The sequence below is a fragment of the Brevundimonas sp. DS20 genome (assembly GCF_001310255.1).
Classification (GTDB): domain Bacteria; phylum Pseudomonadota; class Alphaproteobacteria; order Caulobacterales; family Caulobacteraceae; genus Brevundimonas; species Brevundimonas aurantiaca.
Genome location: NZ_CP012897.1, coordinates 766980 through 785462, shown reverse-complemented (window position 1 = coordinate 785462; position 18483 = coordinate 766980). Strand labels below are relative to the sequence as shown.

Here is an 18483-nt window from a genome sequence, read left to right as displayed (position 1 = left end):
CGGCCAGCCAAGCACCTACCTTATGGTCGGGGCGGCGCAGGAATCCACCGCACCTTGTACAAATGCATGTCGTTGATCGGGACACGGACGACGCGGCCGTCTTGCATGACCGAGAAGCCGAACGCCCACCAACGTTCCTCAGCCTTGACCCAGGCCAGACGACCCTCGGCGTCGACGTCGACGGATTTGACCTGCAGCGCAGGATTCAGCGGCTCCAGAGCCTTGAAGGCGTTGGCTTCGGGATCGAAGCGCCAGGCTCCGTCGTGGGTCGTGACCAGATAATCCGATCCGTCGGCTGCCCTGGACAGATCATGTCCGTCGCGGGCGCCGGGCAGCGTCCACCGCGCCGTCTCCTGAAGTCGCGGCTCGTCACCCTCCCAATCCACCAGGGCGAAGGCCTGGATGGTGTCGTGCGATAGGGCGAAGAGACGTTGACGCTCTGCGTCCCAAACCGCCCCATGACCCGACGGCAATGGCAGGCTGAGAACCGGCTTTTCGCCGTCCGTGAGATCGTAAACGTTCAGTCGATCACCCCTGTCGTGAATCGAGAGCGCCACGGCGATGCGATCGCCGGGCAGGACGGCGGCCGAATGCGCCATGGGCGCTTCAGCGCGAAAAAGCACGTCTCCAGACGCACCGTCCAGCAGTACCACGCCCCCCGTTGAGGCTGTGATCAGCACACGACCATCGGCGACGGGCTTGCACTCATCGATCTTTTCCAAGAGCCCCGCGCGAAACCCCTGCGGCAGGTTTTCGGCCTCCGAGGCGTCCCAGCGCCAGGTCTCGCGCGGTCCTTCGGCGGCGAGTTCATAGCGCCGGACCTGATCATCTCCACAGGCCAGAAGGGCGGGCGAAGCGGAGAGCGCCGATGCGAGGGTGAAGAGGGCGGAGAGGATCATGGAGGCTCCTGAAAGTGACCCGGAACCTATAACGACGGATCATGTCATAAATATCTCACTATGAGTGAGTAAATGGAGCGCATCCCGATCACGGAGGCCCACATGTCGGTTCGCCACTCTTCGCTTCGTCAACTCTGGTTGGCGTCCACCGTTCTCTTCGCAACGCCGACGGTGGCCCAGACGGTCCCGACCGCTCCCGCCGCCCAGTTGGATGAGATCGTCGTCACCGGGGTTCGACTACAGGCGCAGAACGAAATCTCGATGAAGCGCACGGCCGCGATCATCTCGGATTCGATCAGTTCGGACGAAATCGGCAGCTTGCCGGACTTTGGTCTGGGCGAGGCGCTCGAACGGGTTCCAGGGGTCTCGACGGTTCAGAACAATGACCGCGGCGAAGCGCAGTTCTTGTCCATTCGCGGCTTGAACGCCGATTACAATCTGGTCCAGGTCGATGGGGTCGCCCTTCCGGCCAACGAACTCGGGCGCCGCAACGTTTCGCTCGACGTCATCCCCTCGTCGCTGGCGCGGCGGGTCGATGTCTCCAAGTCCGTGACCCCGAACATGAACGGAAACGCCATCGGCGGCGCGGCCGACCTCGTGACCCGCAGCGCCTTTGACGGACGCGGCGATCTGTTCATCGCTGGACGGTTCGATATTGGCGTTTGGGACAACGAACGGCATTTCAGAGACGGCGGACCGTCCGGTCAAGGCGAGGTCGTGGTCTCCAACACCTTCGGGCCCAACAACCGATTTGGCTTCGTCGTGTCGGCGAGCCGCTATATCCGCGATTCTTCGTCACTGAACTCGGCCGTCGACAACTATAGTTTCTTTGATCCGGTCACCCATGCGCGACTGGCTGTGACGGCGCCGGGTCTGGATACGGCGGACGTCGCGCCTCAGCGTCGTCGTTGGCTGGCCTACGACAACGTGCGTAAGCGAGAGGGCGTGTTCGGCAAGTTCGAATACCGTCACGGCGGCCTGGAGGCGCGCCTCACGGCGGCGGACTTCACCCATACCAACGATGAGGACCGCCAGAGCAACATCCTGATCGCGAACGGCAATCCGGTATCGGCCAGCATTTCCGCCACGGGGGGAAGCGTGACTTCCGCCAACGCCCAAGTCGATCTGGTCCAATATGACCAGGCGCGCGGCATCCGATATGTCGATTTCCGGGTGCGCTGGGCGCCCGGCGCGCGTCAGTTCGTCGACTTCGGCTTGAACGACGCCGTGGCCACCTACCGCCAGGACGCGCATCTGGCGACTTATCGCATCGCCAATACGACGAACCTCGCCTTCACCTATGAGATCGAGCGGGGCGCGTTTCCTTATTTCGACGTGGCCAACCCGGCCTTCGCCTTCGATCCCGCCAACTACCGGCAGTTTGAATACGGCACGACGCTGGACGACGCCCGCGAACAGGCCAAAACCGCGCATCTCGACTGGGGGTTCAACGTCGATCGAAGCGACCGCGGCCTGGGTCTGCAGATAGGCGCCTATGCGCGTCGCCTTGAGCGCAGCTACGATAGGGGCGTTGACAACCACCGGCCGCTGAGCTCCAGCGACTATCGCCTGTCCGCAGTAGGCCGGTTGTCCGACTACTCGCCCTTCAATGCGCGGGGGACACGAATTCTGATCGTTGATCCAGGCTTGGCCCGGGCGTTCTTCGAAGCCAACCGAGCGGGTTTCGCGGCGACCCCGACGAATGCGGCCGGCAGCATCTCCGCCGACTATGACATCGACGAGGATATTGACGCGGGCTACGCCATGGCGCGGTTCGGCGCCGATCGCCTCACCGTCTCAGGCGGCCTGCGCTACGAGCACACGAAACTCCGGTCCGGTTCCGCCGCCCTGACCGCCGGCGCCTACCTTTATGGCGTTCAGGAGACAGACTATGACGACTGGCTTCCGTCATTCCAGGCCAACTACGATCTGACCGAAAACCTGAAAGTCCGCGCCGCCTGGAGCCGGACCATTGGGCGGGCCAACTATGACGACCTCGCTGCGCGCGAAGTGCGGACGGTCAACACCGAGGGCGACTACACCATTCAGGGCGGCAATCCCTTTCTCAAACCGCGCCGGTCGAATAACGCGGATCTGAGCCTGGAATATTACGCGGGCCGTGACACCATGGCCTCGGTCGGCGTTTTCGAGAAGGATGTTTCGGACGAGATCATCGTCCTGCGGTCCACGGCAGACGAAATCATCGACGGCTCGCTGGAATCCGTCACTCGCGTACGTCCCGTCAACGCTGGCGACTTCAAGGTCCAGGGGATCGAGTTCAACCTGGTGGTTTCGCGCATGGACTTCCTGCCGACCCCGTTCCAAGGGTTAGGGGTGTCCGCCAATCTGACGTTGTTGGACGGGACGCCGCCCAGTGTCGCCATGAGCGACTTCACGCAACGTCGCCTGCCGGGGCTGTTTGAAAGCGCCGACCGGGTCGGCAACCTCAAGGTCTTCTACATCTCAGGCCCCTTCACGGTGCAGGGCGCCTGGAATCATGTCGGCGACATGCTCTATTCGGTGTCCAGCAGCGACCCGCTGCAGGACCGGATCGTTGAAGCCAATGACAGGTTCGACGCCCAGGCCCGGTATCGCCTGAGCCGGAACCTCACGCTCGTCGCCCAGGCCAAGAACCTGACCAACGAACGCCGCCGCAGAATGTTCGGCCCCGGCTTCGGCCTCTTGCGCGAGGAGCTCGACAACGGCCGCGCCTTCTACGCCGGCGCATTGTTCAGGTACTAGTCCAGCTCAGCCAGAAATTCGAAAATGGCCGCCTTGGCCTCCGGCTCGTCCAGCATGGGGGCGTGGCCGATCTGGGGAACCTCGACATAGGCCATGTCCGGCGCCGCCTTACGCATGCGCGCGGCGATGTCGGCGCTGAGCAGGTCCGAGACGCCGCCGCGCACCAGCAGGGTCGGCCGGTTGCGGGCCAGCCGCCGGAACATGGGCCACAGATTGGGAACCAGGGCCTTGGCGCCCGCCGCCCGGATGGGCACGGAGATGTCGGGATCATAGTCCAGGCCGATCTCGCCGTCCGGCCCCTGGCGGAAGATGCGTCGCGCGAAGGCGTCCCAGTCCGCATCCGAATAGTGGGGGAAGGCGACGGCGTTGATCCGCTTCGCATAGGCCGCCGCGTCCGCCCAGCTGTCGATCTCGACCGGCTGTCCGCTGTAGGCGGCGATGCGCGACAGACCCTCGGGCGCCACTTCCGGGCCGATGTCGTTCAATATGGCGGCGACCACCGCCTTCGGCCGCAGGGCGGTCAGGGCCATGGTGATCAGCCCGCCCATGGAGGTGCCCATGAAGACCGCCCGGCCCACGGCCGCCTGGTCCATCAGCGCCAGCACGTCGGCCGCATAGACGTCCGGTCGATAGGTCATCGGATCGGGCGCGCGGTCCGACAGTCCGCGTCCGCGCACATCGACCGCCAGGACCCGCCGCCCGCTCTGGGCCAGAAGCGGGGCTATCGCTTCGAAGTCGGCGCTGTTTCGCGTCAGCCCGTGGATGGCGATGACCGGCGGCCGCGCCGGGCCGGGGCCGGGCGCATAGTCGCGGGCGAACAGATCCAGGCCGTCCGGCGATTTCCAGCGACGTTCGACATAGGCGGCGGCCATAGTCACGGGCGGTCTCCTTGAACCGAGAAGCCGCCACAGTAATTCACCGCGCGACGAATTGCGATGGCGTCAGCCGCCGAGCAACTCCTTCACAAAGACGTCCAGGTCGCCGCCCTCGAACAGAAAACCCGAGACCCCGGCGGCTCGGGCCGCCGCCATGTCGGTCTGCTGGTCGCCGATCATGAAGGACCGCGCCGGATCGATCTGGTGATCCGCGATCGCCCTCAGCAGCATGCCGGGGTTGGGCTTTCGGTCAGGGTGATCCGGATGGCGATAGCGTTCGTCCTGGGCGTCGGCATGGAAGGGACAGGCGTAGACGGCGTGGATCACCGCCCCGTCCTGGGCCAGCCGTCTGGTCAGCAGACCGTTGAACGCATGCATCTGATCTTCGCTGAACAGACCGCGCGCGACGCCCGACTGGTTGGTGACGATCACCGCCAGATAGCCCAGTCGATTCAGCCGGCGCACCGCGGCCGAGGCGCCGGGAATCAGTCTCAGATGTTCAGGCAGATGCGGATAGCCCGAATCCTCGATCAGAACCCCGTCGCGATCCAGAAAAACCGCGGGAACACCAGTCATGCGTCTTGTCTCGAACGTAGCCGTATCGACGCCGCAAGGCGCGGCGCAAAGGGACGGTTAGAAAAGGAACCTGGCTTAGGATGAGGACAGGCCGGCGCCAAGAGCGGTCGAACGCCGCCCTAGAGCATGATCGTTTCAGGCGGAACCGCGTAGCGGTTCCTCCTCGACGGATCAGGCTCTAACGTTGCAAAGGGCAACGCGAAGTGACGCAGCCCCGTTTGGCCCCTGGGACCGATCTTGCTAGGAGGGCGGCCACCCTCGCGGCCGATCCGTCGGTCCGCCGCCCCCGAATCACGTGGAGAGCGCCCGCATGATCCCCTTCATCGACCTCCAGGCCCAGCGCCTGCGCCTCGCCGGCAAGATCGAGGCCGCCGTCCAGGAGGCCGTCGTCGGCGGCGCCTGGGTCATGGGGCCCCAGGTCCGTCAGTTCGAGGCCGACCTCGCCGTCTTCGGCCAGGCCAAGCATGCGCTCGGCTGCGCCAACGGCACGGACGCCCTGGCCCTGCCGCTGATGGCCTGGGGCGTCGGACGCGGCGACGCGGTCTTCGTGCCCAGCTTCACCTTCGCCGCCACAGCCGAGGTCGTGCCCTGGTTCGACGCCGAGCCGGTCTTCGTCGATGTGGACGCGAACACCTACAACATGGATCCGGCCGCCCTGGAGCGCGCCATCGAAGGGATCAAGGCCGAGGGCCGCCTGACCCCGCGCGTGGTCATCGCCGTCGATCTGTTCGGCCAGCCGGCGGACTATCCGGCGATCAAGGCGATCTGCGACAGGCACGGGCTGAAGCTGATCGCGGATTCGGCCCAGGGTTTCGGCTGCACCGTCGGCGGGGAGCACCCGCTGAAATGGGCCGACATCACGACCACCAGCTTCTTCCCGGCCAAGCCCCTGGGCTGCTACGGCGACGGCGGGGCGGTTCTGACCAATGACGACGAACTGGCCCAGCTGATCGATTCCGTCCGGGTGCACGGCAAGGCCGTGGCGGTGGACCTGAAGGACCGCGTCTTCGATCACGACCCCAAATATCTGAACATGCGCATCGGCCTGAACAGCCGTCTGGACACGATCCAGGCCGCAGTCCTGATCGAAAAGCTGAAGGTCTTCGGCGAGGAGATCGAATGGCGCAACCGCATCGCCGCCCGCTACAATGAAGGCCTGCGCCCCCACGTCGCCAAGGTTCCCGACGTCCCGGCGGGCAATGTCTCCAACTGGGCGCAGTACACGATCGAACACCCCGACCGCGACGGCCTGATCGCCCATCTGAAGGCCCATGACGTGCCGACCGCCGTCTATTATCCGATCCCGCTGCACCTGCAGCCGGCCTATGAGCGCTTCCCCCAAGGCGCCGGGGGTCTGCCCGTCACCGAGCGGCTGAAGGACGTCGTCGTCAGCCTGCCCATGCACTCGGACCTGGATGAGGCGACCCAGGACCGGATCATCGCCGCCGTCGCCGGCTACAAGGGCTGAACCATGCCGAACACCCCCGTCCTCAAGTTCGGCGTCGCCGGCGTCGGCGTCATGGGCCGCAACCATGCCCGCGTCGCGGCCGAGATGCGCGAGTTCGACCTGACCACGGTCTTCGATCCCGATGCGGTCGTCGCCGAGGGCGTTGCGGCCGCCTATGAGGCGACCCCGGTCACGACGGCCCAGGCCTTCGTCGACGCCGGCCTGGACGCCGCCGTCGTCGCCACGCCCAACCGCTTCCACGCCGAAGTCGGGGTGGCCCTGTTGGAAAAGGGCGTCCACGTCCTGGTCGAAAAGCCCATCGCCGCCACCGTGGCCGACGCCCAGCGGATGATCGACGCCGCCAAGGCCAATGACCGCGTCCTGATGGTCGGCCAGGTCGAGCGGTTCAATCCGGCCGTCGAGACGGTCAAGCGAGCCGTCGCCGACGACGAGATCATCTCCATCCAGATCACCCGCGTCGGCCCCTTCCCGCCCCGCATGGGCGAGGTCGGGGTGGTCATCGACCTGGCGGTTCACGACATCGACATCATCCGCCACCTGACCGGGTCCGAGATCGTCGAGGTCCAGCCTCAGCTGGCCCGCACCCGCGCCGAGCGCGAGGACACGGCCCTGCTGCAGTTCCGGCTGGACAACGGCGTCATCGCCCACATCACCACCAACTGGGTCACCCCCTACAAGACCCGCACCCTGCAGGTCGCCACCAAGACCAAGTTCATCGTCGCCGACCTGATCACCCGCCAGGTGACCGAATATTTCGGCCAGCAGCCTGACGGCTCCTATTCGACGAAAATGCTGAACAGCTGGCCCGCCGAACCGCTGAAGAAGGAGCTGGAGGCCTTCGCCCGCGCCATCCATACCGGCGAGACCCCGGCGGTGACCGGCGAGGACGGCCTGCGCAATCTGGAGGTCGCCCTGCGCTGCCTGGGTGAACACTGATCGGGGCGAGGCCTAAAGTCGCCGCAATGGAGAGGAAGGAAAGAGGCATGCGCACGCCCCTCGCCGCCCTGTCCGTCGCCCTGTTGACCGTGTCGGCCGCCGCCCCGGCCCAGGCCGACACCCGCTACTTCTCCTACAACGCCTCGGATCGGATCACCCAGGCCCTGACCAAGGGGATCACCCTTCAGGTGCGGCGCGGCCTGTTCGGCGCCGTCGCCATAGAGCGGCTGTTCTCGACCACCGCCCGTGGATCGGCCGACCTGGCGCGCGGCGGCCCCGATGCAGCCCGGCGGATCCTGCCGGAGGACGCCCGAGGCGCGGACCTCTATGAAGTGCAGCAGATCGGCGACGGGCGCGGTCTGGCCCGCGCCCTGTGTCCGGGGGCCGATCAGGTCTGGCTGGCGGCAAGCCGCATCCGCGCGCCACGCCCCCTGACCTTGAACGCAGTCGGTCGCTGGGCCGACGGGACCCACCGCCATTGCGTGACCCTGACCTATGAATGGCGTGGAGAGTGGCAGACGGCGCCGGCCTCCCCCTTCGCCGACGCCCCCGGCGCCTGATTGGGCGAACCCGCCTTCCAACCGCACCGCTTGATCGCCTAGTCTGGCGATCGGCCGAACCTTCGGAGATGACGGCGATGCGATGGGCCCTGCCCGTGTTGGTTTTAGTCGGCCTTGTCGCCGCCCTTCTGACCTGGACCCGCCTCGGTCCGGCCGCGCCGCCGGCGACCGACGTGCCGATCGTGGTCTATCTTCTGGACAACGGCTTTCATTCCGATCTGGCCTTGCCGCGCGCGGCGCTTGAACGACGAGGCGGCGCCCTGGGACGGGCGGTTGAGACCCTGGCGCCGGGTGACTGGATTCTGGTCGGCTGGGGCGACGCCCGATTCTATGTCGATCAGAGCCCGATCTCCGACCGCCTGCCCGACGGCGCGCGCGCCTTCTTCCGGCCCGGCAATCCGTCCGTCGTCATGTTGGACCCGGAGGCGGACGACCCGCGCGCGCGACACGCCCCCGATCGGCGGGCCGCCCTTCATCTGACGCCCGTCGCCTTCGACCGGATGGCGGATCGGATCGAGGCGTCGCTGGATCTGTCGAGCGGCGCGCCCCGCGTCGCCGCCGCCCGCCCCGGCGACGACGCCCGCTTCTTCGCCAGCCGCGAAACCTTTTCCATCCTGCATCTTTGCAACCACTGGACGGCCGGCGTCCTGAACGCCGGCGGCGTGACGATCCGCCCCGCGCGGTCGATCTTTTCCAGCGAGGTGATGCGGTCCGTCCGGGCCGCAGAACTGGACACGGCGGTCCCACACGCCTAGACCGCCCGCCTTTCGCTTATCCGGCCGGGTCCGAACCCCGGCGGGCGATGAAGAAGGAGCGGCCGATGGCCCGTAAGCAACACACCCGAAATTCATCCGGCCTTGCCGGTCCCAGCCAGCGCCAGCTGCGCGCCGGCGAACTGATCCGCCACGCCCTGGTCGACATCCTGCGCGAGGAGGACATCCACGACGAGGCCCTGGCCGGGGTCTCGGTCACCGTGACCGAGGTCCGCCTGTCGCCGGACCTGAAACACGCCACCTGTTTCGTCGAGCCCCTGGGCGCGGGCGTGGAGACCGCCCCGGTCGCCGGCCATGAGAGCGAGATCATCAAGGCGCTGAACGTCCACGCCAAGTTCCTGCGCGGCCAGCTGGGCCGCCGGCTGGACATGAAGTTTACTCCCGACCTGAAGTTCCGCCACGACGAGAGCTTCGACGCCGCCAGCCACATTGACCGTCTGTTCGACGACCCCCGCGTCCGCGCCGACCTGGAGCGCCGCGACGAGGTTGAAGACTGATGCCGGCGATCCTCCCCCATTGGGGGAGGGGGACCGCGAAGCGGTGGAGGGGGCTCACCCCAGACACCACGCGCGGATCAGCCCCCTCCACCCCGCTGCGCGCGGTCCCCCTCCCCCAACGGGGGAGGATTTAGATGGCCCGCAAGAAGAAGGGCGACGTGGTCGACGGCTGGGTCTGCCTGGACAAGCCGTTCGAGATGGGTTCGACCGAGGCGGTCAGCCGCATCCGCCGCCTGTTCAACGCCCAGAAGGCCGGTCACGCCGGGACGCTGGATCCCCTGGCCAGCGGAATCCTGCCGATCGCCCTGGGCGAGGCGACCAAGACCGTGCCGATGATGATGGAGGCGCAGAAGGTCTATCGCTTCACCATCAACTGGGGCGTCTCGACCGACAGCGTGGACCGCGAGGGCGAGATCATCGCCCGCTCCGACGTGCGCCCCACCCTTGAGCAGGTGAAGGCCGCCCTGTTCGCCTTCGTCGGCGAGATCGACCAGACGCCGCCGCGTTTCTCGGCCATCAAGGTGGACGGCGCCCGCGCCTATGATCTGGCCCGCGACGGGGTGGATTTCGAACTGCCGTCCCGGCGGGTGATCATCCATTCGGCCGAGGCGACGGCCGCGCCGGACGCCGATCATGTCGAGATCCGCATCCTGACCGGCAAGGGCGTCTATGTCCGTTCCCTGGCCCGCGACCTGGCCCTGGCCCTGGGCGCCGAGGGTCATGTGTCGGCCCTGCGGCGCGAGCGGGTCGGGCCCTTCAGCACGGAAAACGCCGTCACTCTGGATTCTCTGGAGGAAATGGTGCATAGGGGCGCCGCCTCGGAAGGCTTGCTTCCCGTCGCGACCGCTCTGGACGACATCCCGGATCTGGCCGTGACGGAACAGGACGCCTTCTCGCTTCGGCAGGGACGCCCGATCGTTCTGCTCCCCCGTCAGGTGGAAACCCTCAAGACCCGTCTGTCGGACGGCTCGCGAACGGTTTCAGCCTTCCAGGGCCAGACCCTCGTCGCACTCTGTCAATTGCGGGCCGGCCGGTTAGAACCCGACCGCGTTTTCAACCTCTAGGCCCGGGCCATTCGGCAAGGGCCGAGACCCCACGGCCTCAAGCAGCGCGAAGCGCGATAGGCCAAGAAAGGACTCCTTCGATGTCGATCACTGCTGAACGCAAGAACGAAATCATCGCCGACAACGCCCGCACCGCCGGCGACACCGGCTCGGCCGAGGTTCAGGTCGCGATCCTGTCGGAGCGCATCGCCAACCTCACCGAACACTTCAAGACGCACAAGAAGGACAACCACTCTCGCCGTGGCCTTCTGAAGATGGTGTCGCAACGTCGCCGTCTGCTCGACCACCTGAACAAGGTCGACGCCGGGCGCTATCAGGCGCTCATCGCCAAGCTGGGTCTGCGTCGCTAAGGGCGCGGATCCGTGTAAGACTGTATGACGAGGCGCGGGCGGTCACGTCCGCGCCTCGTTGTGCGATTAGAACCGACCTGCGCGCCGCAGGACTTTAACGGCGCAGACGCGAGGGCCGAGCCGGTCCTCAACCGGGTCTCCGCGATGGCGCGGCGGCCCTTGGATCGAAGGACTGAACGCCGACGCATCCGCCCAATGATGGGACCCCGCACGGAATACGCCGTCCGGGATACGAAAGACGAAATATGTTCGATATCAAACGCAAGACGATCGAGTGGGCCGGACGCCCGCTGACTCTGGAGACGGGCCGCATCGCCCGCCAGGCCGACGGCGCCGTGCTGGCGACCTACGGCGAGACCGTGGTTCTGGCCACCGTCGTCTACGGCCGTTCGCCCAAGCCGGGCCTGGATTTCTTCCCCCTGACGGTCAACTACCAGGAAAAGACCTTCGCCGCCGGCAAGATCCCGGGCGGCTACTTCAAGCGTGAAGGCCGCCCGACCGAGAAGGAGACCCTGGTTTCCCGCCTGATCGACCGCCCGATCCGCCCCCTGTTCGTCAAGGGCTTCAAGAACGAGACCCAGGTCGTCGTCACCGTGCTGCAGCACGACATGGAGAACGACCCCGACGTCCTGTCGATGGTCGCCGCCTCGGCCGCCCTGACCATTTCCGGCGTGCCCTTCATGGGTCCGATCGGCGCCGCCCGCGTCGGCTTCATCGACGGCGAGCTGGTTCTGAACCCGACCGTGGACCAGATGGAAGGCTCCGACCTGGATCTGGTGGTCGCCGGCACCCAGGACGCCCTGATGATGGTGGAATCCGAGGCCAAGGAGCTGTCGGAAGAGGCCATGCTGAAGGCCCTGATGTTCGCCCACGCCGGCATGCAGCCGGTGATCGACGCCATCATCGATCTGGCCGAACACGCCGCCAAGGAGCCCTTCGACTTCCAGGCCGAAGACCATTCCGACGTCGTCGCCGCGATCAAGAAATTGGTCGGCGAGGAGATCAAGGCCGCCTACGCCCAGCCGGGCAAGTACGAGCGCCGCTCGGGCGTCGACGCCGCCAAGAAGAAGGCCGCCGAAGCCCTGGTGAAGACCGACGAGAACCCCGAGGGCGTCGACAGCTCCAAATTCTCGGCCGCCTTCAAGGAATGCGAAGCCGACGTCCTGCGTCGCGACATCATCGAGAACGCTCACCGCGTCGACGGCCGTGCCCTGGACAAGGTCCGCGCCATCGTATCGGAAGTCGGCGTCTTGCCGCGCACCCACGGTTCGGCCCTGTTCACCCGCGGCGAAACCCAGGCCCTGGTCGTCGCCACCCTGGGCACCGGCGAGGACGAACAGTACATCGACAGCCTGCAGGGCACCTACAAGGAGTCCTTCCTGCTGCACTACAACTTCCCCCCCTATTCGGTGGGTGAAGCCGGCCGCATGGGCTCGCCCGGCCGTCGCGAAATCGGTCACGGCAAGCTGGCCTGGCGGGCCATCCGTCCGATGCTGCCGAAGAAGGAAGACTTCCCCTACACCATCCGCCTGGTCTCCGAGATCACCGAGTCGAACGGCTCGTCCTCGATGGCCACGGTCTGCGGTTCGTCCCTGGCCCTGATGGACGCCGGCGTGCCGCTGGTCCGTCCGGTCTCGGGCATCGCCATGGGCCTGATCCTGGAGCCGTCGGGCGAGTTCGCCATCCTGTCGGACATCCTGGGCGACGAAGACCACCTGGGCGACATGGACTTCAAGGTCGCCGGCACCTCGGAAGGCATCACCTCGCTGCAGATGGACATCAAGGTCCCCGGCATCACCGAGGAGATCATGAAACAGGCCCTGACCCAGGCCTCTGCCGGCCGCCTGCACATCCTCGACGAGATGTCCAAGGCCATGGACGCCCCGCGCGCCTCGCTGGGCGAACATGCGCCCAAGATCGAGACGATCAAGATCGCGGTCGACAAGATCCGTGAAGTGATCGGTTCGGGCGGCAAGGTGATCCGCGAGATCGTCGAGAAGACCGGCGCCAAGGTCGACATCGGCGACGACGGCACGATCAAGATCGCCGCCAATGACCAGGAGAAGATCGACGCCGCCAAGGCCTGGATCCAGTCCATCGCCTCGGAACCGGAAGTGGGCGCCATCTACTCCGGCAAGGTGGTCAAGGTCGTCGACTTCGGCGCCTTCGTGAACTTCTTCGGCGCCAAGGACGGCCTGGTCCACGTGTCCCAGATCGCTCTGGAACGCGTCGCCAACCCGGCCGACGTCCTGTCGGAAGGCCAGGAGGTCAAGGTCAAGTTCCTGGGCTTCGACGACCGCGGCAAGACCAAGCTGTCGATGAAGGTCGTGGACCAGACCACCGGCGAAGACATCACCGACAAGATCAACGCCGAACGCGCCGAACGCGGCGAGGAGCCGCTGTCGGAAGACACCGGCGGCCGTCCCAAGCGCGAAGGCGGCGATCGCGGCCGTCGCCGTCGCGACTGAGCCTCGGCCTGAGGTTTGAATGACGAAGGCCCCGCCGGCGACGGCGGGGCCTTTTTCATAACAGCCGTCTCAAGAGCGGCATTCGGCGGGCGGATCCTTGTCCCACAGCTTGCAGGACCGGTCGATCTCGCCCCGGATCAGGGCGCAGGGATTGTCGGCGTGGCAGGGCGGATGGGTGGCCGGGCTGACCTTGATGCAGCGCTCGACCAGACGCGCCGCCGCCGCCTCGCCGATATCCGCGCGGCATGCGGTCTGGGCTGCGAGGCCTCGTTCAGCGCCCGTATCGGGCTGATCCGAAGACGCCGGACCCGGAGCCGTCTCTGCTATGGTCTGCGCGCCCGAACCGGGGTCCGCAGCGGGCGCGGTCCTGTCCTCCCCGGACTGGCAGGCGGCGACCGCGAGGGCGGCCGACAGGGCGAAACAGGCGGACAGGAAAGGGCGCATCGACATCTCCGGGCTGAGGGTCATAGCCACGATGACCCGCCTGTTGAACGCACGAAACTCCTTAAGAGCGCACCGCCTCCAGCGCCGCCTTCTGCAGGGCGAACAGTTCGGCGCAGCCGGTCTCGGCCAGGGCGAACAGGCGGTCGAACTCGGCGCGGGTGAAGCCGCGCTTTTCGCCCGTGGCCTGGATCTCGACGATCTGGCCCGAACCGGTCAGGACGAAGTTGGAATCGGCCTCGGCCTCGGAATCCTCTTCATAGTCCAGGTCCAGCACCGGAACCCCGTCGCAGACGCCGCAGGACACCGCCGCCACCTGGTCCAGGATTGGATCAGCCTTCAGCACGCCTTCGTCGCGCAGATAGTTGAGGGCCGAGGCCATGGCGACCCAGGCGCCGGTGATGGCGGCGGTGCGGGTGCCGCCGTCGGCCTGGATCACGTCGCAGTCCAGCACCACCTGACGCTCGCCCAGCGCCTTCAGATCGACGACGGCGCGCAAGCTGCGGCCGATCAGACGCTGAATCTCCTGCGTCCGGCCCGTCTGTTTGCCGGCGGCGGCTTCGCGGCGGCCGCGGGTGTGGGTGGCGCGGGGCAGCATCCCGTATTCGGCCGTGACCCAGCCCTGGCCCTTGCCCCGCATCCAGCCGGGAATGGTCTCCTCGACCGAGGCCGTCACCAGAACCTTGGTGTGGCCGAAGGTGATCAGGCACGAGCCCTCGGCGTAGCGATTGACGCCGGTCTCGATGGTCACGGGACGCAGCTGGGCGTCGGTGCGTTGCGAATGGCGCATGAGATGAGTCCTTGGAAGCTGGGGCGGCGGTGATTATCCTGAAAACGTGAGCCTGTATGCCCCCAAAACCCCGCCGTTCGACGGCGGTCCGGCGACGGGCCAGTCTCTGGCGGGGCTGGCCGGCCTGGACGCGCGCGCGCGCGACATCTTCCGGCGCATTGTGGAGAGCTATCTGGAGACGGGCGAGCCGGTGGGGTCGCGGACCCTGTCGCTGGGCGGGATCGCCCTGTCGCCGGCCTCGATCCGCAATACGATGCAGGACCTGACCCTGGCGGGCCTTCTGGCCTCGCCCCACGCCTCGGCGGGGCGGATTCCCACCCATGCGGGTCTGCGCCTGTTTGTCGACGGCCTCTTGGAAATCGGCGACCTGACCAAGGAGGAGCGGCGCGAGATCGACGCCCGCCTGGCCGGCCGGGGCCGCAATTTCGAGGCCGCCCTGGACGAGGCGTCCAACCTGCTGTCGGGCCTGGCGGGGGGCGCAGGCGTGGTCTCCAGCCCGGTGCGCGACGCCGGGGTCAAACATGTGGAGTTCGTGGCGCTTGGCGGCGATCAGGCCCTGGCGGTCATCGTCGCCGACGACGGCACGGTGGAGAACCGGATCATGACCCTGGCGGCGGGGGTCACCCCCTCGACCCTGACGGAGGCCTCCAACTTCCTGAACGCTCGGCTGCGCGGCCGGCCCTTCGCCGAGGCCAAGCGGGAAATGACCCAGGAGCTGGAGATCGCCCGGCGCGAGCTGGACCAGGCCGCCGCCCGGCTGGTCGAGGACGGTCTGGCCGCCTGGTCCGGCGGGCCGGACCGCGAGCGGGCCCTGATCGTGCGGGGTCGGGCCAATCTGCTGCAGGACGGCGAGGGCCTGGCCGATCTGGAGCGGGTGCGGGTCCTGTTCGACGACCTGGAGCAGAAGGAACAGCTGATCGGCCTGCTGGACGGGGTGGATGCGGCGCAGGGGGTGCGGATTTTCATCGGCGCTGAAACCCGTCTGTTTTCACTTTCGGGTTCCGCCGTGATCGCGGCGCCCTATATGAGCGGCCGACAGCGGGTTCTGGGCGCCATAGGCGTCATAGGACCGGCGCGACTGAACTACGCCCGTGTCATTCCGTTGGTGGACTATACCGCCCGGGTGCTGGGCCGAATGCTGGACGGGAAAGAAACGTGAGCGACAAACCCCAGAACGACGATTTCAACGAACTGGACGCCGACATGGCCCAGGCCAACGCCGAACACGGGCTGGACGCCGATCCCTCGGACAATCTGGCGCCGCTGGACGCCGTGATCGCCGAGCGGGACGAGTGGAAGGACCGCGCCCTGCGCGTCGCCGCCGAGATGGAGAATCTGAAGCGCCGTTCAGAGGCCCAGCAGAACGACGCCCGCGCCTACGCCATCCAGCGCTTCGCCAAGGATCTGCTGGGCGTGGCCGACAATCTGGAGCGCGCCCTGATGGCCGCGCCCAAGGAGGCCGAGGGCGCCACGGCCGGTCTGGTGACGGGTCTGGAAATGACGCAGAAGGCCCTGCTGCAGGCGTTCGAGACCAACGGTCTGAAGCGGGTCGCGCCCGAGGCCGGCGAGGCCTTCAACCCCCATCTGCACCAGGCCATGATTGAACAGCCGTCGGACACGGTGCCGGGCGGAGCCGTGGTCCAGACCATGCAGTCCGGTTTCGAACTGTTCGGCCGCACGATCCGCCCGGCCATGGTGGTGGTGGCCGCCAAGGGATCGGGCGCCCAGCCGTCAAACCCCTATGGCGGCGGCGGCGGCGAACCCCAGACTCACGCCTTCGACGGCAAGGCTTGATCACCGCCCTCCTCTGAGGGGGTTTGTGCTAGTGAATAGTGCTGGTGAGCGGCAGGTGAGCGAGGCGTTCGGCACGACGTTCGAGGCCGCACAATTCTCGCTCACCTTCACCAGCGCCGACACCCCCTCAGAACCGGCGTCGCCAGCCCCCGATCAGGGCGAACTCGGGCGCGGCGTCGGCGGTGTGGCGCGGCTCGCGGCTGGCCACGGCTTGCAGCGACAGGCTGGAGCCGTCCCTCAGACTGCGTTCGCCGCCCAGGATGAAGTCGATCTGACGCCCGCTGGGCGCCGCCGAGAAGCGGCGACGCGAATAGGTCAGGGGGTCGAAATAATCGACCGGCACGTCCGCCAGCCAGGCCGAGAAGGTCCCCCGCTCCATCCGGAGCGGCTGTGAGACGGTGAAGCTGATCCGATCGCACAGGGCGGTGCAACCCGTCAGCAGGGCCAGCCGCCAGTTGGAGCTGATCGCCGCCCCGTCCGTCGACAGGAAACGGCCTTCGGTCTCGGTGGCGCCCACGCCGACCTCGCCGAGCAGGGCCAGACCCGGTCGCAGGGCCCAGTCCCCGCCGACCGCATAGAAGCGGGTCCGCGACGGCAGGGCGAAGTCCGAACCGCCCGGGATGAAGGCCCCCAAGGGCCCCAGCCGTTCGTCCAGGGCGCCCAGGCTCAGCGACAGGCCGCCGTCGGCGCCGCGCCAGGCCAGGGTGGCGCGGCTGTAGGTCGAGGCCGCTTCCTCGACCCGACGCAGCGGCATGCGACGGTCCCCCCCGCCGCTCTCGGCCGCCAGGGTGAAGGCGCCGAGCCGAACCTGACCGCGCGCCGCATGATCGGCCTGGGCCAGGGCGGCGAAACCGTCGCCGGCCGCGCCCTTGAACGGAGAGACGGCGCCGCCGCGACCTTGCCAGGTGGCGAAGTTCAGGCGGCCGATCTCCAGATCCAGCAGGGCCTCCTGGCGGGGTTCGTCGCCCAGCCAGGGCGCGTCGGTCAGGTCGCGGCGGGCCGTCACCGCCTCGACCGGTTCGTCAAGCTGGGCCGCCGTCAGGCTCAGCCGCCCGCCGCGGGGCAGGCTGAGGCTGGTCGTGGCGGTGCGGCTGCGTTCGAACGGCGCAGCCTGGTACGAACGGCTGGGCGCCGTCGGATAAGCGCCGCCCAGCTGGACCGCGAACATTCGATCATAGCCGTCGAACAGCACGGTCTCGAGCGCCGTCTGGCGTGCAAAGGCGTCGCCGAAGGCCGAGCCGACAAAACTGCCGGGCTCCGTCGCGGCGACCAGGGTCGCGCCGTCCGCCAGGGGCACAGAAGTGGTCCCCGCCGGCTGGAAGGCGCGCGCCAGGTCCAGAAGACCGCGGCCATAGACGACGTCGGTCCCGGCGTCCCCGGCGTCCCGCGCAGTCTCTATCAGCAGGGACAGGGCTTGGCGGCCGGTCAGATTGGGAAAGGCGTCCATCAACAGGGCCAGGGCGCCGGCGACGTGCGGGGCCGAGAAGGACGTGCCGCTGACCCGCCAGCAGCTGGTCGTATCGCAGCCTGTGACGATCGCCTCGCCCGGCGCCGAGATATAGCCCGCCGCCGCCACCCCGGCCCTGTTCGAAAAGCTGGACATGGCGTTGGAGGCGTTGTGCGATCCCACCGCGATCACGGCCCCGGCGAAGCGCGGATCGACGGCGTAGCGCGCCGGCCAGCCGGGATTGGCCTCGCCGTCATTGCCGGAGGAGGCGACGATCACCGCCCCCGAATTGACCGCCCGGAGCAGCGCGGCCTCAAAGGCCGAACCCAGACGGTCGTCGCCGCCCAGGGACATGTTGATGATCTTGACCCCATTGGCCACGGCGTAGTCCAGGGCCCGGACCAGGTCCGAACTGCTGAAACAGACGTCGGTGTTCTTCTCCTCGCAGTCGGAGATGTCGGTGCGGATCGACAAGATCGTGGATTCATAGGCGACGCCGATCGTGCCCTGGCCGTTGAAGTTGGAGGCGATCACCCCGGAGACCCGTGTCCCGTGGCTGCTGTCGGCGACATAGGGCGTATTGCGGCCGGGAACCACGTCGGTCGAGGCGGCGGAAATCCGCCCCACCAAATCCGCCGTGTCTCGGCTGACGCCGGAATCGACCACGGCGACCGTCACACCGCTCCCGGTGGCGCCCGCCCGCCACGCCGCCTCAGCCTTCACATTGGCCACGCCATAGTTGCGCTCATATTCGGCGGACGTGGTGGACGGCGGCGCAGGGGGAGGTGGCGGCGGTGGAGGCG

17 protein-coding genes are annotated in these 18483 nt (G+C 67.4%); 11 read left to right on the top strand and 6 right to left on the bottom strand.

The features are described from left to right. Positions 1–20 precede the first annotated feature (20 nt). Complete coding sequence (locus JL11_RS03730; protein ID WP_054764470.1) at positions 21–899, bottom strand: DUF6528 family protein; 879 nt, start codon at positions 897–899, stop codon at positions 21–23. 72 nt (positions 900–971) lie between these two features. Between JL11_RS03730 and JL11_RS03725 the strand changes: the two genes are divergently transcribed. Continuing rightward, positions 972–3641 (top strand): TonB-dependent receptor, encoded by a 2670-nt coding sequence (locus JL11_RS03725; RefSeq protein WP_054764469.1) that lies wholly within the window; start codon positions 972–974, stop codon positions 3639–3641. On the opposite strand, the gene JL11_RS03720 is transcribed toward JL11_RS03725, so the two are convergent. Both JL11_RS03720 and JL11_RS03715 read right to left on the bottom strand, forming a co-directional pair. Then, positions 3638–4513 carry an alpha/beta fold hydrolase gene (locus tag JL11_RS03720; protein WP_054764468.1) on the bottom strand — a complete coding sequence of 292 codons (876 nt, stop codon included), beginning with the start codon at positions 4511–4513 and terminating at the stop codon, positions 3638–3640. The genes JL11_RS03725 and JL11_RS03720 overlap by 4 nt on opposite strands. A 69-nt stretch (positions 4514–4582) precedes the next feature. After that, complete coding sequence (locus JL11_RS03715) at positions 4583–5092, bottom strand: D-glycero-alpha-D-manno-heptose-1,7-bisphosphate 7-phosphatase (protein WP_054764467.1); 510 nt, start codon at positions 5090–5092, stop codon at positions 4583–4585. 310 nt (positions 5093–5402) lie between these two features. Between JL11_RS03715 and JL11_RS03710 the strand changes: the two genes are divergently transcribed. The 8 genes from JL11_RS03710 to pnp all read left to right on the top strand — a co-directional run bounded on the left by JL11_RS03710 (position 5403) and on the right by pnp (position 13208). Further along, positions 5403–6560, top strand: a complete 1158-nt coding sequence (locus JL11_RS03710; RefSeq protein WP_054764466.1) for a DegT/DnrJ/EryC1/StrS family aminotransferase — start codon at positions 5403–5405, stop codon at positions 6558–6560. Positions 6561–6563: 3 nt separating this feature from the next. After that, complete coding sequence (locus tag JL11_RS03705; protein WP_054764465.1) at positions 6564–7496, top strand: Gfo/Idh/MocA family protein; 933 nt, start codon at positions 6564–6566, stop codon at positions 7494–7496. Positions 7497–7543: 47 nt separating this feature from the next. After that, positions 7544–8056: a hypothetical protein gene (locus JL11_RS03700; RefSeq protein ID WP_054764464.1), complete on the top strand. Its 513-nt coding sequence runs from the start codon at positions 7544–7546 to the stop codon at positions 8054–8056. 95 nt (positions 8057–8151) lie between these two features. Next, a complete protein-coding gene (locus tag JL11_RS03695; protein ID WP_231681389.1) occupies positions 8152–8811 on the top strand; it encodes a DUF2459 domain-containing protein in 660 nt (219 codons plus the stop codon). Between the two features lie 65 nt (positions 8812–8876). Beyond that, positions 8877–9326 carry a 30S ribosome-binding factor RbfA gene (gene rbfA, locus JL11_RS03690; protein ID WP_054764463.1) on the top strand — a complete coding sequence of 150 codons (450 nt, stop codon included), beginning with the start codon at positions 8877–8879 and terminating at the stop codon, positions 9324–9326. Between the two features lie 134 nt (positions 9327–9460). Then, the gene (truB, locus tag JL11_RS03685; RefSeq protein WP_054764462.1) at positions 9461–10390 is read left to right on the top strand and encodes a tRNA pseudouridine(55) synthase TruB; all 930 of its coding nucleotides are present in this window, start codon (positions 9461–9463) and stop codon (positions 10388–10390) included. Positions 10391–10470: 80 nt separating this feature from the next. Beyond that, a complete protein-coding gene (rpsO, locus tag JL11_RS03680) occupies positions 10471–10740 on the top strand; it encodes a 30S ribosomal protein S15 (RefSeq protein WP_054764461.1) in 270 nt (89 codons plus the stop codon). Between the two features lie 245 nt (positions 10741–10985). Continuing rightward, on the top strand, positions 10986–13208 hold the full coding sequence (gene pnp, locus JL11_RS03675) for a polyribonucleotide nucleotidyltransferase (RefSeq protein WP_054764460.1): 2223 nt from the start codon (positions 10986–10988) through the stop codon (positions 13206–13208). Positions 13209–13277: 69 nt separating this feature from the next. On the opposite strand, the gene JL11_RS03670 is transcribed toward pnp, so the two are convergent. Both JL11_RS03670 and rph read right to left on the bottom strand, forming a co-directional pair. Continuing rightward, the gene (locus JL11_RS03670) at positions 13278–13652 is read right to left on the bottom strand and encodes a hypothetical protein (RefSeq protein ID WP_156314142.1); all 375 of its coding nucleotides are present in this window, start codon (positions 13650–13652) and stop codon (positions 13278–13280) included. Positions 13653–13713: 61 nt separating this feature from the next. Continuing rightward, positions 13714–14439 (bottom strand): ribonuclease PH, encoded by a 726-nt coding sequence (gene rph / locus JL11_RS03665; RefSeq protein WP_054764458.1) that lies wholly within the window; start codon positions 14437–14439, stop codon positions 13714–13716. A 106-nt stretch (positions 14440–14545) separates the two neighbouring features. Between rph and hrcA the strand changes: the two genes are divergently transcribed. Next, positions 14546–15598, top strand: coding sequence for a heat-inducible transcriptional repressor HrcA (gene hrcA / locus JL11_RS03660; RefSeq protein ID WP_054766799.1), 1053 nt, complete (start codon positions 14546–14548; stop codon positions 15596–15598). Continuing rightward, positions 15595–16233 (top strand): nucleotide exchange factor GrpE, encoded by a 639-nt coding sequence (gene grpE / locus JL11_RS03655; protein WP_054764457.1) that lies wholly within the window; start codon positions 15595–15597, stop codon positions 16231–16233. The genes hrcA and grpE overlap by 4 nt, the downstream gene beginning before the upstream one ends. 127 nt (positions 16234–16360) lie before the next feature. On the opposite strand, the gene JL11_RS03650 is transcribed toward grpE, so the two are convergent. After that, positions 16361–18412 carry a S8 family peptidase gene (locus tag JL11_RS03650; protein ID WP_231681387.1) on the bottom strand — a complete coding sequence of 684 codons (2052 nt, stop codon included), beginning with the start codon at positions 18410–18412 and terminating at the stop codon, positions 16361–16363. Positions 18413–18483 lie beyond the last annotated feature (71 nt).

Excerpts from the sequence above, each read along its gene's own strand:
- JL11_RS03730 (WP_054764470.1), bottom strand. The coding sequence starts at position 899 with ATGATCCTCTCCGCCCTCTTCACCCTCGCATCGGCGCTCTCCGCTTCG.
- JL11_RS03725 (WP_054764469.1), top strand. The coding sequence starts at position 972 with ATGGAGCGCATCCCGATCACGGAGGCCCACATGTCGGTTCGCCACTCT.
- JL11_RS03720 (WP_054764468.1), bottom strand. The coding sequence starts at position 4,513 with ATGGCCGCCGCCTATGTCGAACGTCGCTGGAAATCGCCGGACGGCCTG.
- JL11_RS03715 (WP_054764467.1), bottom strand. The coding sequence starts at position 5,092 with ATGACTGGTGTTCCCGCGGTTTTTCTGGATCGCGACGGGGTTCTGATC.
- JL11_RS03710 (WP_054764466.1), top strand. The coding sequence starts at position 5,403 with ATGATCCCCTTCATCGACCTCCAGGCCCAGCGCCTGCGCCTCGCCGGC.
- JL11_RS03705 (WP_054764465.1), top strand. The coding sequence starts at position 6,564 with ATGCCGAACACCCCCGTCCTCAAGTTCGGCGTCGCCGGCGTCGGCGTC.
- JL11_RS03700 (WP_054764464.1), top strand. The coding sequence starts at position 7,544 with ATGCGCACGCCCCTCGCCGCCCTGTCCGTCGCCCTGTTGACCGTGTCG.
- rbfA (WP_054764463.1), top strand. The coding sequence starts at position 8,877 with ATGGCCCGTAAGCAACACACCCGAAATTCATCCGGCCTTGCCGGTCCC.
- truB (WP_054764462.1), top strand. The coding sequence starts at position 9,461 with ATGGCCCGCAAGAAGAAGGGCGACGTGGTCGACGGCTGGGTCTGCCTG.
- rpsO (WP_054764461.1), top strand. The coding sequence starts at position 10,471 with ATGTCGATCACTGCTGAACGCAAGAACGAAATCATCGCCGACAACGCC.
- pnp (WP_054764460.1), top strand. The coding sequence starts at position 10,986 with ATGTTCGATATCAAACGCAAGACGATCGAGTGGGCCGGACGCCCGCTG.
- JL11_RS03670 (WP_156314142.1), bottom strand. The coding sequence starts at position 13,652 with ATGCGCCCTTTCCTGTCCGCCTGTTTCGCCCTGTCGGCCGCCCTCGCG.
- rph (WP_054764458.1), bottom strand. The coding sequence starts at position 14,439 with ATGCGCCATTCGCAACGCACCGACGCCCAGCTGCGTCCCGTGACCATC.